The following is a 22,326-nucleotide window of genomic DNA, read 5'->3' as shown; positions in this document are numbered from 1 at the left end:
CGACCTGCTCGAAGTGCTGCCGGGCGCCCCCGGCCACGCTCACCCCCGCCCTCTGGCAACAGATCGACCAGGACCTGATTGGCGCCTCGGTTGCCGCCACCGGCTCGGCCAGCGACTATGCCCGTCGCTCGATGCGGGTCTGGCGCGAACAGGTGCAGCAACGCACCGAAAGCGACTTCATCCCCTGGTTCACCGGCTACTGGACCCAGCAGTGGCTGACCCTCAAGGTTGCCTGGTACAAGATGAACAGCGGCAACGGCAGTGACCCGCCAGAAAAACGCCTGGCGCTGTACCTGCAGGCGCAGTACCACGAACGGGTGATCGAACCGGTCGCCGAGCAGATCAACCCCGAAGGCATCCGCGACCGTGCCAGCGCGCTGTACCTGGAACTGTTCGCCAAGCAGTTGCCGACAATCATCCAACGCTACAACGCCCCGCCCGATCAGGTCAGCCAGCGTCTGAATCACCTTGCGGCCATCGCCCTGGGCCCGCCCGCGGCCAGGGATGCGACGCTCTACCAACTGCTGCGCGCCCAGTCACTGGACCAGCAGCCCGCCTGGCAGGCGCTGCGCCAGCACCTGCACGACCAGGCTGCCAAGGCTCCCGGGCAAACCGAGGTGGGGCTGTCGTCGGTGGCCACCCGCGCCAGCGAAAAACTCGGCGCCACCCTGGCCCCGCGCGGCATCGCCAGCGCAGTGGCAGCCGCAGTAGGCAAGGCCGCCGGGGCGATGATCTCGGTGGCGGTGGCCGGTTTCGGCATGATGACCCATGACCGCGAACAGCCGCAGATGGTCGAGCAACTGCGGGTGATCCTCAACGTGGCGCTGAACGAGGAATGGCGCGAGCTGATGGAAAACCGCCAGAGCGGCGCGCTCTCGGGGGTGTACTACCTGTCGGGGCAGATCGAGGATGGCCTGTTGTCGGGTGCTGGCCGGCCCTGACCCCTCAGGCCACTGCCATGGCCGAGGTCGGCAGGCCGAAGATCCGGTCGAACGCCCAGTTGTAGGCGAAGGTGTAGCACGGCACCAGCACGATGAACGCCAGGTCCACCACGAATGCCTCGACCAAGCTCATGTCCAGCCACCAGGCAATCAGCGGAATCAGGTACAGCACCAGCGTCAGCTGGAAGCCCACCGCATGCGCCACACGACGTGCCAGGCTGCGCCCACGCTTGGCCTGACGGCTTTCCCAGTGTTCGAACAGGCTGTTGTAGACCAGGTTCCAGAACATGGCGATGGTGGTGATCATTACCGCCAGGGGGCCGGTGTGCGAGGCCGGGGTATCGGAGAGATAGGCCAGCCCCAGGGTCGACATGCCCAGGCCGATCAGTTCATAGAAGGTCACGTAGACCAGTTTGCGCTTGACGCCTTGCACCGTGGTTACCTCGGAATGCAGGAAATGAAGGCGACGAGAGTGAATCAATATTCTTGACAGAAAAAGTCAGCACCTTTCAGATTGACTGAAAGGAGAACCGCATGAACTTTTCCAGCGACAACATCCAACTGTTCCTCGCCGTGCTCGACCGCGGCTCGTTCTCCGCTGCCGCACGAGTGCTGGGGCGAGTGCCATCGGCGGTGAGCATGGCCATCGGCAATCTCGAGGCCGAACTCGGCTACGCGTTGTTCGAGCGCGGAGCGCGCGAGGTCCGCGCCACAGACCGCGCCCGCGCTCTGGAGCCGCACGCACGGCTGATCGCCGAGCAACTGGGGTTACTGCAAGTGCATGCGCTTGAGCTGTCGCGAGGACTGGAAAGCAGCCTGGCCATCGCCGTGGTGCCGGACATCGACCCGCGTCCGCTACTGGCCGCCATTGCGCGGCTGGGCGAACGCTATCCGCTGCTCGACATCGAACTGCTCAGCGCACCGCAGGAGGACGCCCTGCACCTGCTGGACAGCGGCCGCGTCGGGCTGTGCCTGGCCTTTGCCGGGTTGCAGGTCGATCCGCAGCGCAGCTTCCAGCATCTGGGCAGCGAGTCGCTGGTGGCAGCATTGTCGCCCAACCATCCAGCCCTGCGTCAGGGGCGCATCCGCGACCTCGAAGACCTGGTCAGCCTCCGTCAGATTTTGGTACACAGCCGCGACCTGCCGCTGCGCGACACCCGCTCGCTGATCGGCACCACGCACTGGCGCACCGACAGCGTCGACCTGGCCCTGCAGATGGTCGAAGCAGGCCTCGGCTGGGGCGACCTGCCGGCAACGCGGGTCGCCCCCTTGGTGGAAACCGGGCGGCTGGTGCGCCTGGCGTTTCGCAACACCCGCAACGAACTGCAGTTGCCGGTGCATGCGCTGTGGCTCAAGCAACAGCCCCTCGGGCAGGCCGCGCGGGCGCTGGTGGAGCTGCTGGCTGGCGGTTGATCCGCACATGGCCGCTCGTCGGGCAGAACAACGTCTAACTCAACCTTTTGACCGGCAGGCCGATAGTGATCCCGACAGGCGTCGCTACGCGCCAAAAGTGCATGGCGGCCTCCCCAGCATCGGCTCAAGGTCTCGAAACATGAACCTGAAGTTCCGCCACAAGATCCTCCTCAGCGCCTGCGGTGTCGTGGTATTGGCATTCGCATTGTTCACCCTCTACAACGACTACCTGCAGCGCAACACCATCCGCCAGAACATCGAATCCTCGGTCCAGCAGGCCGGCGCGCTCACCGCCAGCAGCGTGCAGAACTGGATGGGCGGACGCATCCTGATCCTGGAGAACCTCGCCCAGGACATCGCCCAGCAAGGCACCGGCAATCAGGTCGCCGGGCTGGTCGACCAACCCTCTTACACCAGCAACTTCCAGTTCACCTACTTCGGCCAGAACACCGGGCTGTTCACCCAGCGCCCCGACGCACAGATGCCCGAAGGCTACGACCCGCGCAAACGCCCTTGGTACACCGCTGCGGTAAGCGCCAACCAGACCCTGCTGACACCGCCCTACCAGGCATCGGTGGGCGGCCTGGTGGTGACCATCGCCATACCGGTCAAGGCCCGCAACAATGGCGAGCTCCTCGGAGTTGTCGGTGGCGACCTGAGCCTGGACAGCCTGGTCGACATCATCAACGCGGTGGACTTCGGCGGTATCGGCCATGCCTTCCTGGTCGACCGTGAAGGCCAGGTAATCGTCAGCCCCGACAAGGACCAGCTGATGAAGAACCTCAAGGACATCTACCCCGGCAGCGGCCTGCGGGTCGAGCCGGGCATGCAGGACGTGACCCTCGGCGGCGAAGAGCGGATCGTCTCCTTCACCCAGGTCAAGGGGCTACCCTCGGCGCAGTGGTACATCGGCCTGTCCATCGACAAAGACAAGGCCTATGCCGCCCTCGGCCAGTTCCGCAGTTCGGCCATCATCGCCATGATCATTGCTGTGGCCGCCATCGCTGCCGTGCTCGGCCTGCTGATCCCACTGCTGATGCGCCCGCTGACCACCATGGGCCGCGCCATGCACGATATCGCCGAAGGCGAAGGCGACCTCACCCGTCGCTTGCAGGTGCAGCACAAGGACGAGTTCGGCGAGCTGGCCATGGCCTTCAACCGCTTCGTCGAGCGTATCCATGCCTCGATCAGCGAAGTGGCCTCGGCCACGCGGCAGGTGCACGACCTGTCCGAACAGGTGATGAGTGCTTCCAACGCCTCGATCAACGGCTCTGAGGAACAAAGCCTGCGTACCAACAGCGTGGCGGCAGCGATCAATCAGCTCGGCGCCGCCACCCAGGAAATCGCACGCAATGCCGCCGATGCCTCGCAGCACGCCAGCGGCGCCAGCGATCAGGCCAACGACGGGCGCCAGGTGGTGGAGGATGCGATCAATGCCATGACCGCGCTGTCGCACAAGATCAGCGAGTCGTGCGAGCAGATCGAAACCCTCAACGCCAGCACCGACGAGATCGGCAAGATCCTCGACGTGATCAAGGGCATCTCCCAGCAGACCAACCTGCTGGCGCTCAACGCCGCCATCGAAGCCGCGCGCGCCGGGGAAGCGGGCCGAGGCTTCGCCGTGGTCGCCGACGAGGTGCGCAACCTGGCACACCGCACCCAGGAGTCGGCCGAAGAGATCCACCGCATGATCACCAGCCTGCAGGTTGGCTCGCGCGAGGCGGTGCACACCATGAACGCCAGCCAGGTCTCCAGCGAGCAGACCGTGCAGGTGGCCAACCAGGCGGGCGAGCGCCTGGCCAGCGTGACCCTGCGCATCGGCGAGATCGATGGCATGAACCAGTCGGTGGCCACGGCGACCGAGGAGCAGAGCGCGGTGGTCGAGAGCTTGAACCTGGATATCACCCAGATCAACGCACTCAACCAGCAAGGGGTGCAGAACCTCAACGAAACCCTGCGCCACTGCGATGCGCTGACCCAGCAGGCGGGACGCTTGAAGCAGTTGGTGGGCAGCTTCAGGATCTGAAACTGCTTCACTGCACTTGGAGGAGCAGCTGTCTTATTCAAAATCTGACAGCCAGCTCAATCCCTGTGGGAGTCACTGTCTTACTCGAAATCTAAAGGTCAGCCCAATCCCTGTGGGAGTAACTGTCTTACTCAAAATCTAAAGGTCAGCCCAATCCCCTGTGGGAGCGGGCTTGCCCCGCGATCACCGGCGCAGCCGGTGCCATGCTCCGCGGTGTTCTTTTCGCGGGCAAGCCCGCTCCTACAGGAGACCTGTCGCGCTGCCGCGTTATAACCTAATAACGAACAATTCTATTTGGCTATAAAGAACAATCTATATCCTGCTGCCATCCGACAACGGGCTAGCGGGCAGATTGAGTAGCGTATGGATGTAGGTTCTTTCGGTTTCACCATTGCCGGGCTGGTCGTGGGCTTCATCGTTGGCATGACCGGCGTCGGCGGCGGTTCGCTGATGACGCCGATCCTGCTGTGGTTCGGTATCAATCCCGCCACCGCCGTGGGCACCGACCTGCTCTACGCGGCAATCACCAAGGCCAGTGGCGTCTGGGTGCATGCACGCAACAAGAACATCGACTGGAAGATCACCGGCTGGCTGAGCCTGGGCAGCGTGCCCGCGGCAGCGCTGACCCTGTGGTTCCTCAGCACCCTGCATGCCGATACCTCGGCACTCAACGCCATCATCAAGCAGGGCCTGGCGGTGGTGCTGATCCTTACCGCCCTGGCGATCCTGTTCAAGTCGCGCCTGCAGGCCTTCGCCAGCAAGCATGCAGGCGACCACTACCATCTCAGCGACCGCAGCCTGAACCTCCTCACCGTGATCACCGGTGTAGTGCTCGGGGTCATGGTCACCCTGACCTCGATCGGTGCCGGCGCCCTGGGCACCGTGGCGCTGTTCCTGCTCTACCCGTTCCTGGTGACCCGGCGCCTGGTCGGTACCGAAATCGCCCACGCCGTGCCACTGACCCTGGTCGCGGGCCTGGGCCATGCCGGCATGGGCAACATGGACTGGTCGCTGCTCGGCTACCTGCTGCTCGGCTCGCTGCCGGGCATCTACCTGGGCAGCCACCTCACAGGCCGCATCTCCGATCGTGTGCTGCGTCCCTGCCTGGCGGGCATGCTGCTGCTGATCGGCTACAAGCTGGCCTTCTGATCCCGCCCCTCAGGCCGGGCCCAGGCGCATGCGCCAGACCTCGGTTCGGCTGAGTTCGAGCCGAGAGCACGGCGGGACGTCGATACGTTGGTAGGCCCCGAGCGAACTGCCGAGCACTTCGACCATCGCGGCGCGCATCACCATCGGGTGCGTGACCGCCCACCAGTCGCCCGGCGTGTCGAATGCCTCCAGCCACTGCGCCACGCGCTTGTGCAGCGCGGCGAAGGACTCTCCACCATGGGGCGCCGCGTCCACGTCGACCTGCCACCACGCCAGGGCTTCGCTCTGCTCGCGCTGCAACTGCTTGAGCGCAACGCCCTGCCAATGCCCCATGTCACAGTCGGCCAGCGCCGTCTCGATACGCACCTCGGGGGCGAGCCAGGCGGCGGTTTCACGGGCGCGCAGTTCGGGTGCGCTGAGTACTTGCACTCCGTCGGGCACAGCCTTCAACAGCGGGGCATCGCCCAGTACGGGATCGTCGGCCAGCGCAAATCGCCCGGTTTTCTGGGCGTGGGTCAGGGCATGGCAGACCAGGGTCAGACGGACGGCTTTCACCTTGGAGTTTCTCTGGCAAATGAGGATTAGGGCATCGAGGAACGCTGCGCTAGGATCGTCAGTCTAACCCAGGCAATTAGCCATCAGAGTCGATTCGATGACCATCACCTCCCGCCCCCCTCCCGGTCCTGTCCTGCTCGCTCTGCGTGAAGGTACACAAGCCTGTCACAAGGCCCTGGAGGCGCGCCTGCCGTTTTTCAGCGAAGGTTTCGACCATGACGCCTATCGCCGCCTCATCGAGGCGTACTACGGCTTTCACGCACCGCTCGAAGCATTGCTGGCAACGCACCAGGGCAGTGAGCGCAACAAGGCTGGGGCGCTGTGCCGCGACCTGCAGGCGCTCAAGCTGAGCGCCGAGCAGATAGACGCGCTGCCGCTGTGCCGGGACTTGCCAGCCATCACCGATGAGGCCAGCGCGCTGGGTGTGATGTACGTAGTGGAGGGCTCCACCCTCGGTGGTCAGGTGCTCAGGCGTGCCATGGCGCAGCGCCTGGGTATCGACGCCGACAGCGGCGGTGGTTTTCTCGATGTGTATGGCAGCGCCACCGCCAGCCACTGGCGCGGCTTTATCGAACGCCTGGATCGGCGCCCCCTGTCACCCGAAAACCAGGCCCGCGCCGTGGCTGCGGCGGTCGCGACCTTCACCTGCTTCGAGCGCTGGCTGGAGCAGCGCGCGGTGTTGTTGCACGCAATTGAGTGCTAAGCGCCACCGTTGATCAACCTGAAAAACGTCACATACCCTGTAGGAGCGGGCTCGTCCCGCGATCGGGCGCGAAGCGGCCGTAAAACCGGGCTTCGAGGTGTTTCAGGAATACCCCGGTTGCCTGATCTACGGCCGCTACGCGCCCGATCGCGGGACGAGCCCGCTCCTACAGGGGGGCGCCTGTGTTTTGATATCAGAACGAAATATTCAACGCCGCAAACAGCGCCCTGCCCGGCTGGTTGTAGGTGTTGGCACCGGCGCTGCTGGCGTTGCCGCCGCGCAGGATCTGCTTGTCGAACACGTTGTTCACCCCCACCCGCACATCGTAGTTGGCGTTGAACTTGTATCCGGCACTCACATCCACCAGCCCATAGGCTTCGACATCCTTCTGCGCCGACTCGTCATAGCGCTCCTGGGTGCGGTAGTTCCAGGTCGGCGACTTCTGCTTGCCGAACCAGGTACCGGCCAGCTGCAGCGACAACTTGTCGGTCGCGCGCCAGTCCAGGGTGGTGTTGACCGTGTACTCGGGGATCACCGACAGCGGCTCGCCGGTCTCACGGTTGTCATTGTCGAGCATCCAGGTCAGGTTGGTGTTCCAGTCCAGGCTCGGGGTGAGCTCGACGAACAGGTTGCCCTCAAGGCCTTCTACCCGTGCCTTGCCGGCGTTTTCCCACTGGGTCACACGACTGCCGCCATTGATCGCGTAGACCACGTCGGTGCCGCCAATGATCTTGTTCTGGTAGTCGTTGCGGAAATAGGTCGCACTGGTACGCCAGGTGCCGCGGTCATACAGCAGGCCGATCTCCTTGTTGATGCTGATCTCAGGCTTGAGATCGGCGTTGCCCTGCAGGTAGCAGCCGCCGGAGTTGGTCTGCTGCACGCTGCAGCCATTGCCGCGGCTGTAGAGCAGGTAGCTGGGATTGGACTGGTACAGGTTCGGCGTCTTGTAGGCACGGGCGATGCCGCCCTTGAAGGACAGTTCGTCGGTGATCTTGTGCGACAGGTTCAAGCTAGGGCTGAAGTTGTCGCCGAAGGTCTCGTGGTGATCGAAACGCAGACCCGGCGTGACGGTGGTAGCGCCAATGATGATGTTGTCCTCGACGAACAAGGCATGGCTGCGCGCCTGCATCTTCGAATCGCTGCGGTCGAAGCCTGCGATCACATCGTTGCCAACGCCTGTCGGGTCGGAGCTTTGCGGACGGAACGAGCCCTGGTCGTGGAGGGTTTCATAGAGGTACTCGCCGCCAACGGTCAGCACGTGCTCCGTGGCGCCCACGGCGAACGGCAAGTTGACCTCGCTCGACAGGCGCGTGTTGCGCAAGCGCGAGAATGCCGCATCGTTGCCGTCGATCGCCCCTTCGGTACGCCCAGCCATGCCCTCGTTCAAGCGCCAGTTGCGCACGTACTCATAAGCCAGCACGGTCTTGCTGGTGCCCCAGGTGAAGTCGCCCAGGTGCGTCAGGTCGTAGGTGTTGCGCTGCATCACGTTGGTCTCGTGGCCATACAGGCTGGAGATCAGCTGCGCGTTGCCACCGCCGTTGCTGTTCATGGTGTCGCCAGCGTAGATATTGCCCTGGCGGCTGTAGCCTGCGCTCATCTCCAAGCGATGCTCGTCGTTGAGCTTCCAGCTCAGCAGGCCGTTGATATCCTTGTTGCGCACACCCTCGCGCCCGGCCACGGTCGGGCTGCCGGCGTGTGCGGCGTTGATGTCCAGGTCGTCGGCGTCGGTCTTGGCCAGGCCGCCATAGAGACGGAACCCCAGGGTGTCGGTCAGGCCACCCCCGAGGTTGAAGTTGGTCCGGTGGCTGGCGCCCTCGGCGCTGTCCTCCGGCATCAGGGTGTACAGGCTGACGCTCCCCTTGAGTGCTTCGCTGGGGCGCTTGGTGATGATGTTGACCACTCCGCCCATGGCGCCCGAGCCATAGCGCGCGGCTGCGGGGCCACGCAGGATCTCGATGCGCTCGACCGCTTCGGCCGGCACCCAGTTGGTTTCGCCGCGGGTATCGCGGTCGCCGTTCCAGCCATAGCGCACCGAGTTGCGTGCACTCGATGGCTTGCCATCGATCAGGATCAGGGTGTTTTCCGGGCCCATGCCGCGCAGGTCGATCTGCCGGTTGTTGCCACGGGCGCCGCTGGCACTGTTGCCGGTGAGGTTGACCCCCGGTTCGCGGCGGATGATGTCGGACAGGTCATTGGCCGGCGGGCGGCGCTTGATGTCTTCTTCGGTGATGACCGACGATCCCAGCGCCTGGCGCGCTTCGCGCTCGGCGGTCACCAACGTGTCTTCGATTACCAGCGCCTGTTCGGCGAATGCTGAAGTCGTTGCCACGGGCGCGGCCAGGGCAACGATGGCCAGCGCCAGGCGGTGCGGGGAAGGTCGGGTGTGCATCGGTACATCTCCTGAAATCGTGTGCGAGAAGCAAGCCGCGCCCCGGTCGGCAGGCCCCTCGCCCACCGGCCCGGCAAAAAGGCGGGTCCGTCAGGGATGGCAAATATAATGATTCTCAAATGGGTTTAAATCTTATTTACGAAATTTACAGATTGCCCGTAAACCCGTCTGGCAGACACCCGCACCCGAGGCGGGCTAGACCAGCACCGCGCCCAGAGCATTGATGGCCTGCACCAGCTGTGGCGCGTCACCCTGCACCCGTACCGCCAGCCCTTCGATCTCGCGACGGACCGGATACTGCTTGCGCAGCAGGTCGAATGCCGCACGTTGCTCGGAGGGATCCTCGCTCAGGCTGCGACGAAAATCCGCGTCGTCGCGACGCGGGTCGTAGACCGCACGGCACAGGGTTGCCAGCGCCCAGGCCGGGTCGGCGCTGGCATCGAATTCCAGGCGTGCCAGCGCTGGCGACGGCAGCAGGTCGGCCAGTTGCACCTGCTCCGGCAAACCTTGCGAACGGCAGAAGGCCTGGTAGATCTGCGCGGTCCCGCGCTGCTTGCCATCGAGGCTGTAGCCGGCGATATGCGGCGTGGCCAGGGTGCACAGGTCGGCCAGCGCCAGGTCGACCTGCGGCTCGCCCTCCCAGACATCCAGCACCGCGTGGACATCCTCGCGGTCCAGCAGCAGCTCGCGCAGGGCGTCGTTGTCCACCACCGGCCCACGGCTGGCATTGATCAGCCAGGCCCCTGGGCGCAGGCGGGCCAATTGCCGCGCACCGAGCAGATGCCAGGTCGGATGTTCGCCGCCGCGTTGCAGCGGGGTATGCAGGCTGATGGTGTCACACTGTTCAAGCAACCTGTCCAGGCTGACGAAGTCGCCCTCTTCGCTGGCTGCGCGCAGCGGATCGCACACCAGCACCTGCCAGCCCAAGCCCCGCAGTACACGGACCAGACGCCCGCCCACCTCACCGGCTCCAACCACGCCATACACCCGCTTGGGCAGCTCCACGCCATCGAGCTCGGCCAGGGTCAGCAGGCTGCCCAGCACGTAGTCCACCACGCCGCGGGCGTTGCAGCCAGGCGCGCTGCTCCAGTGGATGTCGGCCTGAGCGAAGTATTCGAGATCAAGGTGGTCGGTGCCGATGGTGCAGGTGCCGACGAAGCGCACCTTGCTGCCTTCGAGCAGTTGCCGGTCGACGCGGGTGACCGAGCGCACCAGCAGCAGATCGGCATCCCTGACGCAGGCTGCATCGATGGCCCGGCCAGGGTAACGGCGGATTTCGCCGAATCCGGCGAAGAAGGCATCGAGCAGCGGGATATTTTCGTCGGCAACGATCAGCATGGGCGCTCTCCTTTCAGGGGAGCGCAGTGTAGGCGCTGTGGCCTGTGCGATCCAGCTCAGTCGGCCTTCTTGCGAATCCAGTACAGGTAGGTGCCGGCGTCTTCCTGCTGTTGCACCAGCTCATGGCCGAGGAAGGTGCAGAACTTGGGGATGTCGCGGCGGGTCGACGGGTCGGTGGCGATGACCTTGAGCAGGCCGCCAGCAGCGAGGTTGCGCACGTGCTGATGCAGCATCATCACCGGCTCCGGACAGTTCAGGCCGGTGGCGTCGAGGGTCGCGTCTGGAGTGAAGTCGGTCATGGTGGGCTCCGCAAATTGTGGGGTATTGTCGCGCAAACCGCGTGCAGGTCAAACAGGGGCCGCAGCGCGGCCCCGGTCGCCTCAGCGCGGCTTGAGGTCGAGCCGGCGAAGGTGGCAAGTGACCTCTTCGCGGTCGTGGTACAGCTGTTTGCAGGCTATCGACACCTTGACCTTGCGCGCCTTGAACGAGGCCTCGATGCGATCGAGCAACTTGCGCACCTCGGCGTGACGCTGCTTCATCGGCAGCTTGAGATTGACCACGGCCTCGCGGCACAACCCCTCGCCCAACCAGGTTTCGATCAGCGAGGCCGTGCGGGCGGGCTTCTCGACGATGTCGCAGACCATCCAGTCAACGGTCTGCTTGGGCTTCCAGGTAAAGCCGTCGGCCATCAAATGCTGCACCAGCCCCGTATCCATCAGGCTTTCAGCCATCGGGCCGTTGTCGATGGCGGTGACCAGCATGCCACGCTTGACCAGCTGGTAGGTCCAGCCGCCCGGTGAAGCGCCCAGGTCGACGCCGGTCATGTCGTCGTTCAGGCGTTGGTCCCATTGATCGCGGGGGATGAACTGGTGCCAGGCTTCCTCAAGCTTGAGGGTCGAGCGGCTCGGCGCCTCGCGCGGGAACTTCAGGCGCGGGATGCCCATCGGCCACAGCGCCGAATTGCCCGCTTCGGCCAGGCCGAGAAACACCCGTCGGCCACTGATGAACGTCAGCAGCAGGCGTGGCTTGCTGGCATCCTCGACCAGACGCCCGGCCTTCTCCAGCGCCTTGCGCAGCGGCACCTCGAATTTGCGGCAGAAGGTCGACAGCTCCTTGCCGTCGTTGCTGTCGAGCACCTCCAGCCACAGGCTGCCACACACCGGCAGGCCCGCCAGGTGCTCGAGCAGCACACTGATCCGGTCAGTTTCCGGCAGCTCGACGAAGTCGCCGCGCGCCCATTGGCGCGGGAAGATCAGCCGGTCGAAGCGCAGCTCACGCATCAGGCGTTCGGCACCGCCTTCGTCGAGGCAAACGAACTCGGCGCTGGCGCTCTGCGGCTTGCCCTTGGCATAGCCGGCCACGCCCAGGTGCGCGGCGTGTTCGCTGATTTCGGCGCAGACCTCGCCCTCGAAGCCGGGCCGGCAATGCATGAACAGGGTATTCATCTCTTACTCCACATCACTGGCGCAGACAGCGCCAGGGCGGCGAATGATAAAGGAAGTTCGGAACCTGCGACATGCCCCGCAGGTCCAGAACAACGTCAGGCCCGCCAAAGCGGTCTAACCTGATTGTTCAGCCTGGCCCGTGCCGTGCGGGCCGATACAGAGCGGTGATACCGGTAACCACGACTGCCGGGCACCGGAGCACAAGGAGTTGGCAATGCCCTCGCTCGATAGCCTGAAAACCCTCAAGACCCTCCAGGTGGCCGACCGCGCCTACCACTATTTCAGCCTCACCGAGGCCGCCAGCCAGTTGGGCGACCTGCAACGCCTGCCCATGTCGCTCAAGGTCCTGCTGGAAAACCTGCTGCGCTGGGAAGACGGTGAAACCGTCACCGGCGACGACTTGCGAGCCCTGGCCGGCTGGCTGCAAGAGCGACGCTCCGACCGCGAGATCCAGTATCGACCTGCGCGGGTACTGATGCAGGACTTCACCGGCGTGCCCGCCGTGGTCGACCTCGCCGCCATGCGCGCGGCCATGGCCAAGGCTGGCGGCGATCCCCAGCGGATCAACCCGCTGTCGCCGGTTGACCTGGTGATCGACCACTCGGTAATGGTCGACCGCTACGCCACCGCCGAAGCCTTCGAACAGAACGTCGACATCGAGATGCAGCGCAACGGCGAACGCTACGCCTTCCTGCGCTGGGGCCAGAGTGCCTTCGACAACTTCCGCGTGGTGCCACCGGGCACGGGGATCTGCCACCAGGTCAACCTGGAATACCTTGGCCGCACCGTGTGGACCCGCGAGGAAGACGGGCGCACCTACGCCTTCCCCGACACCCTGGTCGGCACCGACTCGCACACCACCATGATCAACGGCCTGGGCGTGCTCGGCTGGGGTGTCGGTGGCATCGAGGCGGAGGCGGCGATGCTCGGCCAGCCGGTGTCGATGCTGATCCCCGAGGTGATCGGTTTCAAGCTCACCGGCAAGCTGCGCGAAGGCATCACCGCCACCGACCTGGTGCTGACGGTCACGCAGATGCTGCGCAAGAAGGGCGTGGTCGGCAAGTTCGTCGAATTCTATGGCGACGGCCTGGCCGACCTGCCGCTGGCCGACCGCGCCACCATCGCCAACATGGCGCCGGAATACGGAGCCACCTGCGGCTTCTTCCCGGTCGATGACGTCACCCTCGACTACCTGCGCTTGTCCGGTCGCCCCGACGAGACCGTGCAACTGGTCGAAGCCTACTGCAAGGCCCAGGGCCTGTGGCGCCTGCCTGGCCAGGAACCGCTGTTCAGCGACAGCCTGGCGCTGGACATGCACGAGGTCGAAGCCAGCCTCGCCGGGCCAAAGCGCCCGCAGGACCGAGTGGCGCTGTCCAAGGTCAGCCAGGCCTTCGACGGCTTCATCGAACTGCAGCCCAAGCCCTTGGCCAAGGAGGTCGGACGCCTGGAAAGCGAAGGGGGTGGCGGTGTTGCCGTGGGTAACGCCGACCAGGCCGGCGAGATCGACTACACGCACAACGGCCAGACCCACAAGCTGCGCGACGGCGCCGTGGTGATCGCGGCCATCACCTCCTGTACCAACACCTCCAACCCCAGCGTGATGATGGCCGCCGGGCTGGTCGCCAAGAAAGCCATCGAGAAAGGCCTGGCTCGCAAACCCTGGGTCAAGAGTTCGCTGGCGCCAGGTTCGAAAGTGGTCACCGACTACTTCAAGGCGGCCGGCCTTACCCCCTACCTCGATCAGTTGGGCTTCGACCTGGTCGGCTATGGCTGCACCACCTGCATCGGCAACTCGGGCCCGCTGGACGAGGCCATCGAGAAAGCGATCGGCAGCGCCGACCTGACCGTGGCGTCGGTGCTGTCGGGTAACCGCAACTTCGAAGGCCGGGTGCACCCGCTGGTCAAGACCAACTGGCTGGCCTCGCCACCGCTGGTGGTGGCCTATGCTTTGGCCGGCAGCGTGCGCGTGGATCTCACCCAGGATGCCCTGGGCACTGGCAAGGACGGCCAGCCGGTATACCTGCGCGATATCTGGCCCAGCCAACAGGAAATCGCCGACGCGGTGGCCAAGGTCGATACCGCCATGTTCCACAAGGAGTATGCCGAGGTGTTTGCCGGTGATGCCCAATGGCAGGCCATCGAAGTACCCCAGGCCGCTACCTATGTCTGGCAGGACGACTCCACCTACATCCAGCACCCGCCGTTCTTCGACGATATCGGCGGCCCGCTGCCGGAAATAGCCGACGTGCACGGGGCGCGCATTCTCGCGCTGCTCGGCGACTCGGTGACCACCGACCACATCTCTCCAGCCGGCAACATCAAGGCCGACAGCCCTGCCGGTCGCTACCTGCGCGACAAGGGCGTGGAGCCGCGCGACTTCAACTCCTATGGTTCACGTCGCGGCAACCACGAAGTGATGATGCGCGGCACCTTTGCCAACATCCGCATACGCAACGAAATGCTCGGCGGCGAGGAAGGCGGCAATACGCTGCATGTGCCCAGCGGCGAAAAACTGTCGATCTACGATGCTGCCATGCGCTACCAGGCGCAAGGCACGCCGCTGGTGGTGATCGCCGGGCAGGAATACGGCACCGGCTCCAGCCGCGACTGGGCCGCCAAGGGCACCAACCTGCTGGGGGTCAAGGCAGTGTTGGCCGAGAGCTTCGAGCGTATCCACCGCTCCAACCTGGTAGGGATGGGCGTTCTGCCCCTGCAGTTCAAGGCTGGCGACGATCGCAAGCGCCTGGGCCTGACCGGCAAGGAGCGCATCGATGTGCTGGGGCTCAGTGGCGCGCAGATCCGCCCGGGCATGAACCTGCAGTTGCGCATCCTGCGCGAGGATGGCCAGCAACAGGAGATCGAGGTGCTGTGCCGGATCGACACGCTCAATGAAGTCGAGTACTTCAAGTCGGGCGGGATTCTGCACTACGTGCTGCGACAACTGATCGCCGGTTGAAGGGAAGGCATCGCGGGTTCGCCCGCGATGCCTCTGCGACGTGTCCTGGCGCCCTCGGGGTGAGTCAAAGCATCATATCGATTTGCCACCTACCGGATTTCCGATGTCGCCTGCCCACTGGATCGCCCTCGCCCTGCTTGGTCTGGGCTATGCCCTCGCCCTGTTCCACGGCCACCTGGGGCTCGCCACCCTGCCCGCCTTGCTCGCCCTGTGTTGTACCGCACTGCTGGTGCGACGACCCGCAGGCTGGCAACGAGTGCTCGGGCACGGCTTCTTCATCGTCCTGGCCCTTGCCCTGGCGTTGCACTGGTTGCCCGGTTTCCAGGGGGCAAAGGTCATCGACAAGGTGGTGTTCAGCGAGGGCGCGCTGCCGTTCTCCATGTACCTGAACCTGGACAAGCCGCTGATCGGCTTCTGGATTCTGCTGGCTTGCCCCTGGATCCTGAGCCTGCGCGGGCGCGCTCTACTGCCAAGCCTCGGGCTGGTCTTGCCGCTGACATTGCTGGCTTGCCTGGGTGGCGCCTGGTCGCTTGGGATAGTGGGTTGGGCGCCGAAATGGCCGGAACAGACCTGGATCTGGGCCCTGAACAACCTGCTGCTGGTCAGCCTGACCGAAGAGCTGCTGTTCCGCGGTTATATCCAAGGTGGGCTGCAACGCCTGTTCAGGCACCAGGGGCTTGCATTGATCGTGGCCGCGCTGTTATTCGGCCTGGCGCATCTGGGGAGCGGCTGGCAGTGGTTCTACCTGGCAAGCCTTGCGGGTATCGGCTACGGCCTGGCGTATCGACTCGGCGGCTTGAGCGCTGCGGTCGTGTGCCATTTCGCTGTCAACCTGACCCATTTCGCATTGTTTACTTATCCGATGCTGGCCCCAGGCTGAACAACGAGTCATGATCGGACCATAACGTCATAAATCGTTAAAATGCTGACATCTTGAGTGCAAATGCAACCAACGAGCCGCCTCCCTAGCTGATGGCTCATGGCCACTTATTGCTCCAGATCAAGCAAGTTAAATATTCATTCAATAAAACCATGGGCTTGCCGATACCTGTCGAAAGCCTTGCGGATTGAACAGCCAATGCGTAACAACCAGCCGATTACCCAGAGAGAACGGACTTTCCCTGCCCAGCAGCGGTTGATTTCCACCACCAACGCCAAAGGCGTGATCACCTACTGCAACGATGCTTTCATCGAAATCAGCGGTTTCTCACGCGAAGAGCTCACGGGAGCGCCACACAATCTGGTACGCCACCCTGACGTGCCCCCAGCAGTGTTCGCCCACATGTGGCAGACCCTCAAGCAGGGCCTGCCGTGGATGGGGATCGTCAAGAACCGCTGCAAGTCGGGCGACCATTACTGGGTCAATGCCTACGTCACGCCGATCTTCGACAACAACCAGGTGGTCGGTTTCGAGTCGGTGCGGGTCAAGCCCACGGCCGAACAGATCCGTCGCGCCGAAGCGCTTTACCAGCGTCTGAACCAGGGCAAGCCGGCGGTGCCGCGTCGTGACAAGTGGTTGCCGGTACTGCAGGACTGGCTGCCGTTCATTCTCATCAGCCAGATCGGCTTCCTCATCGGCAACTGGCTCGGCCACTCCTGGGGCTTTGCCCTGGCTGCTGCCGTTTCTGTCCCCCTCGGCCTGCTTGGCCTCACCTGGCAGCAGCGCGGCCTCAAGCGCCTGTTGCGCCTGGCCGAACAGACCACTTCCGATCCGCTGATCGCGCAGATGTTCACCGACAGCCGTGGCGTGCAGGCACGCCTGGAAATGGCCATGCTCAGCCAGGAATCCCGCCTGAAAACCTGCCTCACCCGGCTGCAGGACAGTGCCGAGCACCTGAGCGAGCAGGCGCGCCAGTCCGATGTGCTGGCGCACAAGAGTTCTTCGGGGCTGGAACGCCAGCGCGTGGAGACCGAGCAAGTCGCCGCTGCCGTCAACCAGATGGCTGCCACGACACAAGAAGTGGCCAACCACGTGCAGCGCACCGCCGACGCTACCCAGGAAGCCAATCGCCTGACCAGCCAGGGCCGTCAGATCGCCGGGGAAACCCGCGAAGCCATCGAACGCCTCTCCGCAGCGGTGGGTGAAACCGGCCAGACCGTCACCCAGTTGGCCAAGGACAGCGACGAGATCGGTGGTGTGGTCGATGTGATCAAGGGCATCGCCGACCAGACCAACCTGCTGGCGCTCAATGCTGCCATCGAAGCGGCCCGCGCCGGCGAAATGGGCCGGGGCTTCGCCGTGGTTGCCGACGAAGTGCGCCAGCTGGCGCAACGTACCGCCGAATCCACCGGACAGATCCACGGCCTGATTGCCAAGCTGCAGCAGACTGCCAGCAATGCCGTGCAAACCATGGAGACCGGCCACCGTCAGGCCGAGGAAGGCGTCGAGCGAGTGATGCAAGCCGACCAGGCGCTGGTAGGGATCAGCGAAGCGGTGGCCAACATCACCGACATGGCTACCCAGATCGCTGCTGCCACGGAAGAACAGACTGCAGTGGCGGACGAGATCAGCCGTAACATCAGCACCATAGCCGATCTGGCCGACCAGACGGCAGAGCAGGCGCAGCATTCGGCACTGCTCAGTGAAGAACTGACCAGTACGGCTGGAACGCAGTACTCGCTAGTGGAGCGGTTCAACCGCTGAGTGACAAAAAAGGGGCTGCCTGAGGCAGCCCCTTTTTTTACCAGTCCAGACTCAAACGGCTCTGGAAATACCGCTTTTCACCCGTCAGCGGATCGTCGAACCCTAGACTTTGCGCCAGCAGTTTCAATGGCCGCTCGTAGTCGTCCTCGCCCTCGAGCAGTGTCGGATAGAACGGGTCGTTGCTGATCGCGGCGCCCAGTGCCGCCATGTGCACTCTCAACTGATGGGTCTTGCCGGTCACGGGCGAGAGCCCGTAACGCCACAGGTTACCGTTCTTCTCCAGGACTTGGGCCAGGGTCTCGCTGTTCGCCACCCCTTCGACCTCACGCATGCGAAAGAACGGCTCACCATGCTCCAGCCGACTACGGTGCACCAACGGAAACTCCCGCGTCGGCAGCGCAGCAGCGATGGCCTGGTAGCGCTTGTCGATGCGCCGCTCGGGAAACAGCCGCTGATAGGCGCTGCGCGACTGCGGATTGGACGAGAACAGTACCAACCCCGCCGTATGCCGGTCGATGCGGTGCAGCGGCACCAGGTGGGGATTGTCCAGACGACGGATCAGGCGTCGCAGCAGGGTGTGCTCGACATATTCGCCCGTGGGTGTGACTGGCAGGAAATGCGGCTTGTCCGCCACCACCAGGTGCTCATCGCAATGCAGGATCGTTTCCTCCACGGGAATGGGCCTTTCATTGGGGACTTCACGAAAGTAATGCAGACGCATGCCACGGCGGTAAGGCAGATCGGCCGCCACTGCCCTGCCCTCGGCATCGAGCACTCGCCCTCGACTGAAGCGATCGAGCCATTGGTCACGGCCAATGCCCTTGAAGTGATCGCACAGGCAATCGAGGACCGTGATCCAATCGCCAGGCGGCAAACAAACGGTACTGGCTTGCTGGTGAGCTGGGTCGAACGGCGTGGACATGGCAGGCTCTGTAATCAATGAGCGGGCATTATCGCCAATGCCCGCTCACTCAACCAGCCTCGCCAACTTGCTCACAACGCGACTTGAGCCAGCGCAACACCTGCACCGCCTCCCAGCGTCCGGCATCATAAAGGGCGTAGACCACCCCCTCGTAGCCAACGACATCCAGCGGGCGATGAAACCCTGCGCGCTGGAACAGTGCCTCGATCTCGGCAAAGCAGGTATTGAAATGGACCTTGCCGAACGGAGTACGGTCGTCGGTCACCAAGCCCTCCATGCGCAGCTCAAGCACCGCATCGCACACCGCTTCCGGGGGCATGCGGTTGACGCTGTACTTCAGTTGCTCGACATTGTGCATCGCCTCACCCCAAATACTGTATCTTTATACAGCATACGAATACCGTGGCCATTCCGTCAATTCGCAACAGCTCATTGCAAGCCTGGCAGGTGGCCGGTCCCCTTGCGAACAGTCATTACCTGGCGCCTGGGGTTGTCGCGTGAAATGGCCAGGTGAACCCAGGTGTCGAACTCCAGGATCAGTTGATCGAACACAATGGAACTGTCGCGAATGCATTCGGCCAGTTGCCGGGGCGTCATCGTTTTTACGCACATGTCGGCGGCCAGGCCGAGGCAATGCGCACTGTTGCGCACGCCGCCCACAAGCTGGTTGACGGTTTCATTGCGAAAACCGCTGGTGATCTGGATCGGGGAGTCGATCAAGGCTCGCACCTCTTCGAGCACCCCGCACAGCAAGCGCAGATTGGCCAAAGCCTCGGGATCGGGATCGTTGGGTATAGCGTTGTGCGCGGCGGCCAGCGAAAACGTCATCTCTTCGAGCGTGAAGTTCGGCGTAAGAAACATGATGTGTCCCCGGGTGATCGGCTGTATCGGGCCAGCATCATCGACCAGGACCACACCGGACGGGATGAAGGAAACGCTCCCCCCTACCTGTCACTTGAGGAACGCCGCCACCTGCTGCGCGTCGAACGGCCAGAGCAGTTCGGTGCCGCTGTCGCAGCGACGCAAGACAGGGATGATCAAGCCGTAACGCTCGAACATGGCTTCATCATCGGCGATATCAACCAATTCGACCCACAGCCCGTGCTCGACGAACGGCATCAACACAGCCTCGGCGACTTCACACAAATGGCACCCCAAGGTGCCGAACAATTGGCATTCAGGCAGCATTATCAGTTCCCGGGCCCAGTGAAGAGACGCTCATTCTAGGCCCGCCGGGAGCCGCCTGCATCTGCTGCTCAATCCTGACTGGTAGCGCCGATACGGTGCAGGGACAGGTCCGCCCCCTGGAACTCCTGCTCATGGCTCAAGCGCAAACCATGTACCGCCTTGACCAGCCCGTACACGGCAAAGCCACCAGCCAAGGCCACCAGTACGCCTGCCAGGCTGCCAAACAACTGGCTCGCCAGGCTGACACCGCCCAGCCCTCCGAGCGCCGACTGGCCGAAGATACCGCACGCCAAACCGCCCCAAACGCCGCATACACCATGTAGCGGCCATACGCCAAGTACATCGTCGACTTTCCAGCGATTCTGCGAGGCAGTGAAGCACCACACGAACAGTGCTCCCGCCACCAGCCCGGTCACCAGCGCGCCAACCGGGTGCATGAGATCGGAACCGGCACACACCGCCACCAATCCGGCCAGTGGGCCATTGTGCAGGAAGCCCGGGTCATTGCGCCCGACCAGCAAGGCCGACAGCGTGCCGCCGACCATCGCCATCAGCGAATTGATCGCCACCAGGCCGCTGACACCCTCCAGGGTTTGTGCACTCATGACGTTGAAGCCGAACCAGCCGATGATCAGGATCCACGACCCCAGCGCGAGGAACGGAATACTGGAAGGAGCGAAAGCCACCAGCCGTCCATCACGGTACCGTCCGCGACGGGCACCGAGCAGGATGACGGCAGCCAGCGCCAGCCAGCCGCCCATGGCATGCACCACCACCGAACCGGCAAAGTCATGGAACGGTGCGCCAAACCGGGCTTGCAACCAGGCCTGGACGCCCAGGTTGCCGTTCCACACCGCCCCTTCGAAGAAGGGGTAGACGAAGGCCACGATCAGCGCGGTGGCACATAACTGCGGGGCAAAACGTGCACGCTCGGCGATGCCTCCGGAGATGATTGCCGGAATCGCCGCAGCGAAGGTCAGCAGGAAGAAGCACTTGACCAAGGCATAGCCATGATCGCTGGCCAACTCCGCAGCCGGCTGGAAAAAGCTGACGCCGTAGGCGATCCAGTAGCCGATGAAGAAATACACCAGCGCCGAGACGGCGAAGTCGCTGAGAATCTTGCATAGGGCATTGACCTGGTTCTTGTGCCGCACGGTACCGACCTCGAGAAAGGCGAAACCCGCGTGCATGGCCAGGACCAGAATGGCCCCCATGAGGATGAACAGGGTGTTGGAGCCATGGACGAGTGAGTCCATCGCGCTATGCATGTTTTCCATGGAATGGGCAGACCTGCTGAAAAGTGCACCAGGACAGTTCAGAAACCTTGCTCGCGCACCTGATCGGTGCCTGCCGTGCGCCCCGTTTTGGGGGAGCGGCTACATAGGGAGTGGTTTTTTCTTGGGTTTGTCGTGGATTGGGTTAAGGTTTATCGGTGTCGGCCAGGGCCTTGCGCGCATATGGGGCAGCGCCCGGCATCGACGCCCCGCGACCCGGCAGAACAAAGCAAACGCCGTACCAGCGACAAGTGGTGAACCTTCCGCCACACTCATCACTCGAAATAGCCACACACATCGACAGGGAGAGACCCCATGGCCAGCAAATCGGCAAAGACTGCACAAGAGATCTTGATGGCTGACTTCCAGGCACTGGTGCGCGACACCGAGAAATTACTCGCCGACACTGCCAATCTGGCGGGCGACCAGGCCGACGAGCTGCGTGGCCAGATCCACGACCGCCTGCAGCAGGCCCGCGAAAGCCTGCAACTGACCCAGGACTCGGTCCGCGAGCGCGGTCAGGCAGCGCTGGGCAGTGCCGAGGAGTACGTACAGGAAAACCCATGGCAGGCCATCGGCATCGCAGCCGGTGTCGGGCTGCTGGTCGGCCTGCTCGCCAGCCGCCGCTGAGGAGGACGCATGGACAACGATGCCATCGGCGCCGGCGTTTCCGGCAGACGCCTCGGCGCGGCCATCCTGGGGCTGCTGCACAGCCACATCGAACTGTTCGGCATCGAATTGCAAGAGCAGAAAGGCCGAACCCTTCGCCTGCTGCTGTTCGCAGGCCTGGCACTGGTATTCGCCCTGCTCCTGCTGACCGCGCTGTCCGGGCTGATCCTGGTACTGCTGTGGGACAGCTACCGATTGGCCGGCATCGTCGGCCTTTGCGTGTTCTACAGCGCCGCGGCACTCTATTGCGGCCTGCGCCTGAAGGCCGCAGTGTTCGATGAATCTTCACCGTTCAACAGCACCCTCGAAGAACTCGCCAAGGACCGGGAGCGCCTGTTGCCATGAGCCTGCCTGAACTGCCTAATACCCGTAATCCTCGCGAACTGCGCAAGGCGCTGCTACGCCTGCGTCTGGAAATGCACCGCCAGGAGATCCGCCACGAGTCTCGTCAACTGCTCGAGCCGGTCCAGCGCCTGCGCGGCATGGGCGCATCGGTCCAGGACGGCCTCGGCATCAAGCACGCTCCGCTGTGGGGCCTGGGTGTCGTGGTCGCCATGGGCTTTCTGACCGGAAAGGGCGTGCGCAGCGGCAACCTGGCGCGCCTGGTGCGCCTGGGTGGCAGCCTGGCCCCTCTGGTGCGCCTGTTCCTGCAGAACGGCCGTCATCGCTGAAACGAGGCGCCCGCCGCTTGCGCGGGCGCCCGTGACACGGGAA

At 63.9% G+C, this 22,326-nt stretch carries 22 protein-coding genes and 1 pseudogene; 12 read left to right on the top strand and 11 right to left on the bottom strand.

Translation table 11 applies throughout. The features are described from left to right. Positions 1–941: hypothetical protein (locus IAE40_RS11860; protein WP_200603213.1), on the top strand; the 941-nt coding region annotated here is incomplete at its 5' end. A 4-nt stretch (positions 942–945) separates the two neighbouring features. On the opposite strand, the gene IAE40_RS11855 is transcribed toward IAE40_RS11860, so the two are convergent. Next, positions 946–1,374, bottom strand: coding sequence for a PACE efflux transporter (locus IAE40_RS11855; protein ID WP_054892437.1), 429 nt, complete (start codon positions 1,372–1,374; stop codon positions 946–948). 101 nt (positions 1,375–1,475) lie between these two features. Between IAE40_RS11855 and IAE40_RS11850 the strand changes: the two genes are divergently transcribed. The 4 genes and pseudogenes from IAE40_RS11850 (at position 1,476) to IAE40_RS11840 (ending at position 5,529) form a co-directional block, all read left to right on the top strand. Continuing rightward, positions 1,476–2,354 carry a LysR family transcriptional regulator gene (locus IAE40_RS11850; RefSeq protein ID WP_200603212.1) on the top strand — a complete coding sequence of 293 codons (879 nt, stop codon included), beginning with the start codon at positions 1,476–1,478 and terminating at the stop codon, positions 2,352–2,354. Beyond that, positions 2,281–3,525, top strand: a pseudogene (locus tag IAE40_RS26080) (HAMP domain-containing protein); the annotation flags it as partial. The gene IAE40_RS11850 and the pseudogene IAE40_RS26080, both read left to right, overlap by 74 nt. Beyond that, complete coding sequence (locus tag IAE40_RS26075; RefSeq protein WP_371926246.1) at positions 3,502–4,380, top strand: methyl-accepting chemotaxis protein; 879 nt, start codon at positions 3,502–3,504, stop codon at positions 4,378–4,380. The pseudogene IAE40_RS26080 and the gene IAE40_RS26075, both read left to right, overlap by 24 nt. Positions 4,381–4,743: 363 nt before the next feature. Then, on the top strand, positions 4,744–5,529 hold the full coding sequence (locus IAE40_RS11840) for a sulfite exporter TauE/SafE family protein (protein ID WP_054892440.1): 786 nt from the start codon (positions 4,744–4,746) through the stop codon (positions 5,527–5,529). A 9-nt stretch (positions 5,530–5,538) separates the two neighbouring features. On the opposite strand, the gene IAE40_RS11835 is transcribed toward IAE40_RS11840, so the two are convergent. After that, on the bottom strand, positions 5,539–6,084 hold the full coding sequence (locus tag IAE40_RS11835) for a histidine phosphatase family protein (RefSeq protein WP_200603211.1): 546 nt from the start codon (positions 6,082–6,084) through the stop codon (positions 5,539–5,541). 97 nt (positions 6,085–6,181) lie between these two features. Between IAE40_RS11835 and IAE40_RS11830 the strand changes: the two genes are divergently transcribed. After that, complete coding sequence (locus IAE40_RS11830) at positions 6,182–6,787, top strand: biliverdin-producing heme oxygenase (RefSeq protein WP_200603210.1); 606 nt, start codon at positions 6,182–6,184, stop codon at positions 6,785–6,787. Positions 6,788–6,980: 193 nt separating this feature from the next. Here IAE40_RS11830 and IAE40_RS11825 read toward each other — a convergent pair whose 3' ends face one another. From IAE40_RS11825 to rlmM, 4 genes are all read right to left on the bottom strand, one after another. Then, on the bottom strand, positions 6,981–9,176 hold the full coding sequence (locus IAE40_RS11825) for a TonB-dependent siderophore receptor (protein ID WP_200603209.1): 2,196 nt from the start codon (positions 9,174–9,176) through the stop codon (positions 6,981–6,983). A gap of 195 nt (positions 9,177–9,371) precedes the next feature. Then, positions 9,372–10,514, bottom strand: a complete 1,143-nt coding sequence (pdxB, locus tag IAE40_RS11820) for a 4-phosphoerythronate dehydrogenase PdxB (RefSeq protein ID WP_200603208.1) — start codon at positions 10,512–10,514, stop codon at positions 9,372–9,374. A 56-nt stretch (positions 10,515–10,570) separates the two neighbouring features. Beyond that, positions 10,571–10,813, bottom strand: a complete 243-nt coding sequence (gene tusA / locus IAE40_RS11815; protein WP_054892445.1) for a sulfurtransferase TusA — start codon at positions 10,811–10,813, stop codon at positions 10,571–10,573. Between the two features lie 81 nt (positions 10,814–10,894). Next, on the bottom strand, positions 10,895–11,959 hold the full coding sequence (gene rlmM / locus IAE40_RS11810; protein ID WP_054892446.1) for a 23S rRNA (cytidine(2498)-2'-O)-methyltransferase RlmM: 1,065 nt from the start codon (positions 11,957–11,959) through the stop codon (positions 10,895–10,897). 214 nt (positions 11,960–12,173) lie between these two features. On the opposite strand from rlmM, the gene acnA reads away from it, so the two are divergent. The 3 genes from acnA to IAE40_RS11795 all read left to right on the top strand — a co-directional run bounded on the left by acnA (position 12,174) and on the right by IAE40_RS11795 (position 17,559). Next, complete coding sequence (acnA, locus tag IAE40_RS11805; RefSeq protein ID WP_197892521.1) at positions 12,174–14,915, top strand: aconitate hydratase AcnA; 2,742 nt, start codon at positions 12,174–12,176, stop codon at positions 14,913–14,915. Positions 14,916–15,018: 103 nt separating this feature from the next. Beyond that, entirely contained in the window at positions 15,019–15,795 is a 777-nt protein-coding gene (locus IAE40_RS11800) for a CPBP family intramembrane glutamic endopeptidase (protein ID WP_200603207.1), read from the top strand. A 198-nt stretch (positions 15,796–15,993) separates the two neighbouring features. Next, a complete protein-coding gene (locus tag IAE40_RS11795; protein WP_054892449.1) occupies positions 15,994–17,559 on the top strand; it encodes a methyl-accepting chemotaxis protein in 1,566 nt (521 codons plus the stop codon). A gap of 37 nt (positions 17,560–17,596) precedes the next feature. Here IAE40_RS11795 and IAE40_RS11790 read toward each other — a convergent pair whose 3' ends face one another. The 5 genes from IAE40_RS11790 to IAE40_RS11770 form a co-directional block, all read right to left on the bottom strand. Next, on the bottom strand, positions 17,597–18,481 hold the full coding sequence (locus tag IAE40_RS11790; RefSeq protein WP_200603206.1) for a pseudouridine synthase: 885 nt from the start codon (positions 18,479–18,481) through the stop codon (positions 17,597–17,599). Between the two features lie 49 nt (positions 18,482–18,530). Next, positions 18,531–18,839, bottom strand: a complete 309-nt coding sequence (locus IAE40_RS11785) for a hypothetical protein (RefSeq protein ID WP_054892451.1) — start codon at positions 18,837–18,839, stop codon at positions 18,531–18,533. A 71-nt stretch (positions 18,840–18,910) separates the two neighbouring features. Beyond that, the gene (locus IAE40_RS11780; protein WP_200603215.1) at positions 18,911–19,342 is read right to left on the bottom strand and encodes a D-Ala-D-Ala carboxypeptidase family metallohydrolase; all 432 of its coding nucleotides are present in this window, start codon (positions 19,340–19,342) and stop codon (positions 18,911–18,913) included. Between the two features lie 90 nt (positions 19,343–19,432). Continuing rightward, complete coding sequence (locus tag IAE40_RS11775; protein WP_063544014.1) at positions 19,433–19,669, bottom strand: glutaredoxin family protein; 237 nt, start codon at positions 19,667–19,669, stop codon at positions 19,433–19,435. Positions 19,670–19,737: 68 nt separating this feature from the next. Continuing rightward, the gene (locus IAE40_RS11770) at positions 19,738–20,946 is read right to left on the bottom strand and encodes an ammonium transporter (protein WP_153772915.1); all 1,209 of its coding nucleotides are present in this window, start codon (positions 20,944–20,946) and stop codon (positions 19,738–19,740) included. A 312-nt stretch (positions 20,947–21,258) separates the two neighbouring features. On the opposite strand from IAE40_RS11770, the gene IAE40_RS11765 reads away from it, so the two are divergent. The 3 genes from IAE40_RS11765 to IAE40_RS11755 are packed head-to-tail and all read left to right on the top strand — an operon-like array spanning position 21,259 to position 22,283. Continuing rightward, positions 21,259–21,573 carry a DUF883 family protein gene (locus IAE40_RS11765; RefSeq protein WP_054892453.1) on the top strand — a complete coding sequence of 105 codons (315 nt, stop codon included), beginning with the start codon at positions 21,259–21,261 and terminating at the stop codon, positions 21,571–21,573. Positions 21,574–21,582: 9 nt separating this feature from the next. Continuing rightward, on the top strand, positions 21,583–21,957 hold the full coding sequence (locus IAE40_RS11760) for a phage holin family protein (protein ID WP_200603205.1): 375 nt from the start codon (positions 21,583–21,585) through the stop codon (positions 21,955–21,957). Then, on the top strand, positions 21,954–22,283 hold the full coding sequence (locus IAE40_RS11755) for a hypothetical protein (protein ID WP_054892455.1): 330 nt from the start codon (positions 21,954–21,956) through the stop codon (positions 22,281–22,283). Before IAE40_RS11760 ends, IAE40_RS11755 begins: the two co-directional genes overlap by 4 nt. Positions 22,284–22,326: the final 43 nt, after the last annotated feature.

It is taken from the genome of Pseudomonas sp. S44, from assembly GCF_016624805.1.
GTDB lineage: Bacteria > Pseudomonadota > Gammaproteobacteria > Pseudomonadales > Pseudomonadaceae > Aquipseudomonas > Aquipseudomonas machongensis.
The sequence above is the reverse complement of the archived record's forward strand: the minus strand, read 5'-3'. Positions and strand labels throughout refer to the sequence as shown.

Excerpts from the sequence above, each read along its gene's own strand:
- IAE40_RS11760 (WP_200603205.1), top strand. The coding sequence starts at position 21,583 with ATGGACAACGATGCCATCGGCGCCGGCGTTTCCGGCAGACGCCTCGGC.
- tusA (WP_054892445.1), bottom strand. The coding sequence starts at position 10,813 with ATGACCGACTTCACTCCAGACGCGACCCTCGACGCCACCGGCCTGAAC.
- rlmM (WP_054892446.1), bottom strand. The coding sequence starts at position 11,959 with ATGAATACCCTGTTCATGCATTGCCGGCCCGGCTTCGAGGGCGAGGTC.
- IAE40_RS11825 (WP_200603209.1), bottom strand. The coding sequence starts at position 9,176 with ATGCACACCCGACCTTCCCCGCACCGCCTGGCGCTGGCCATCGTTGCC.
- IAE40_RS11775 (WP_063544014.1), bottom strand. The coding sequence starts at position 19,669 with ATGCTGCCTGAATGCCAATTGTTCGGCACCTTGGGGTGCCATTTGTGT.
- IAE40_RS11785 (WP_054892451.1), bottom strand. The coding sequence starts at position 18,839 with ATGCACAATGTCGAGCAACTGAAGTACAGCGTCAACCGCATGCCCCCG.
- IAE40_RS11780 (WP_200603215.1), bottom strand. The coding sequence starts at position 19,342 with ATGTTTCTTACGCCGAACTTCACGCTCGAAGAGATGACGTTTTCGCTG.
- IAE40_RS11790 (WP_200603206.1), bottom strand. The coding sequence starts at position 18,481 with ATGTCCACGCCGTTCGACCCAGCTCACCAGCAAGCCAGTACCGTTTGT.
- IAE40_RS11765 (WP_054892453.1), top strand. The coding sequence starts at position 21,259 with ATGGCCAGCAAATCGGCAAAGACTGCACAAGAGATCTTGATGGCTGAC.
- IAE40_RS11830 (WP_200603210.1), top strand. The coding sequence starts at position 6,182 with ATGACCATCACCTCCCGCCCCCCTCCCGGTCCTGTCCTGCTCGCTCTG.
- IAE40_RS26075 (WP_371926246.1), top strand. The coding sequence starts at position 3,502 with ATGGCCTTCAACCGCTTCGTCGAGCGTATCCATGCCTCGATCAGCGAA.
- IAE40_RS11840 (WP_054892440.1), top strand. The coding sequence starts at position 4,744 with ATGGATGTAGGTTCTTTCGGTTTCACCATTGCCGGGCTGGTCGTGGGC.
- IAE40_RS11795 (WP_054892449.1), top strand. The coding sequence starts at position 15,994 with ATGCGTAACAACCAGCCGATTACCCAGAGAGAACGGACTTTCCCTGCC.
- IAE40_RS11755 (WP_054892455.1), top strand. The coding sequence starts at position 21,954 with ATGAGCCTGCCTGAACTGCCTAATACCCGTAATCCTCGCGAACTGCGC.
- IAE40_RS11850 (WP_200603212.1), top strand. The coding sequence starts at position 1,476 with ATGAACTTTTCCAGCGACAACATCCAACTGTTCCTCGCCGTGCTCGAC.
- acnA (WP_197892521.1), top strand. The coding sequence starts at position 12,174 with ATGCCCTCGCTCGATAGCCTGAAAACCCTCAAGACCCTCCAGGTGGCC.
- pdxB (WP_200603208.1), bottom strand. The coding sequence starts at position 10,514 with ATGCTGATCGTTGCCGACGAAAATATCCCGCTGCTCGATGCCTTCTTC.
- IAE40_RS11800 (WP_200603207.1), top strand. The coding sequence starts at position 15,019 with ATGTCGCCTGCCCACTGGATCGCCCTCGCCCTGCTTGGTCTGGGCTAT.
- IAE40_RS11770 (WP_153772915.1), bottom strand. The coding sequence starts at position 20,946 with ATGGAAAACATGCATAGCGCGATGGACTCACTCGTCCATGGCTCCAAC.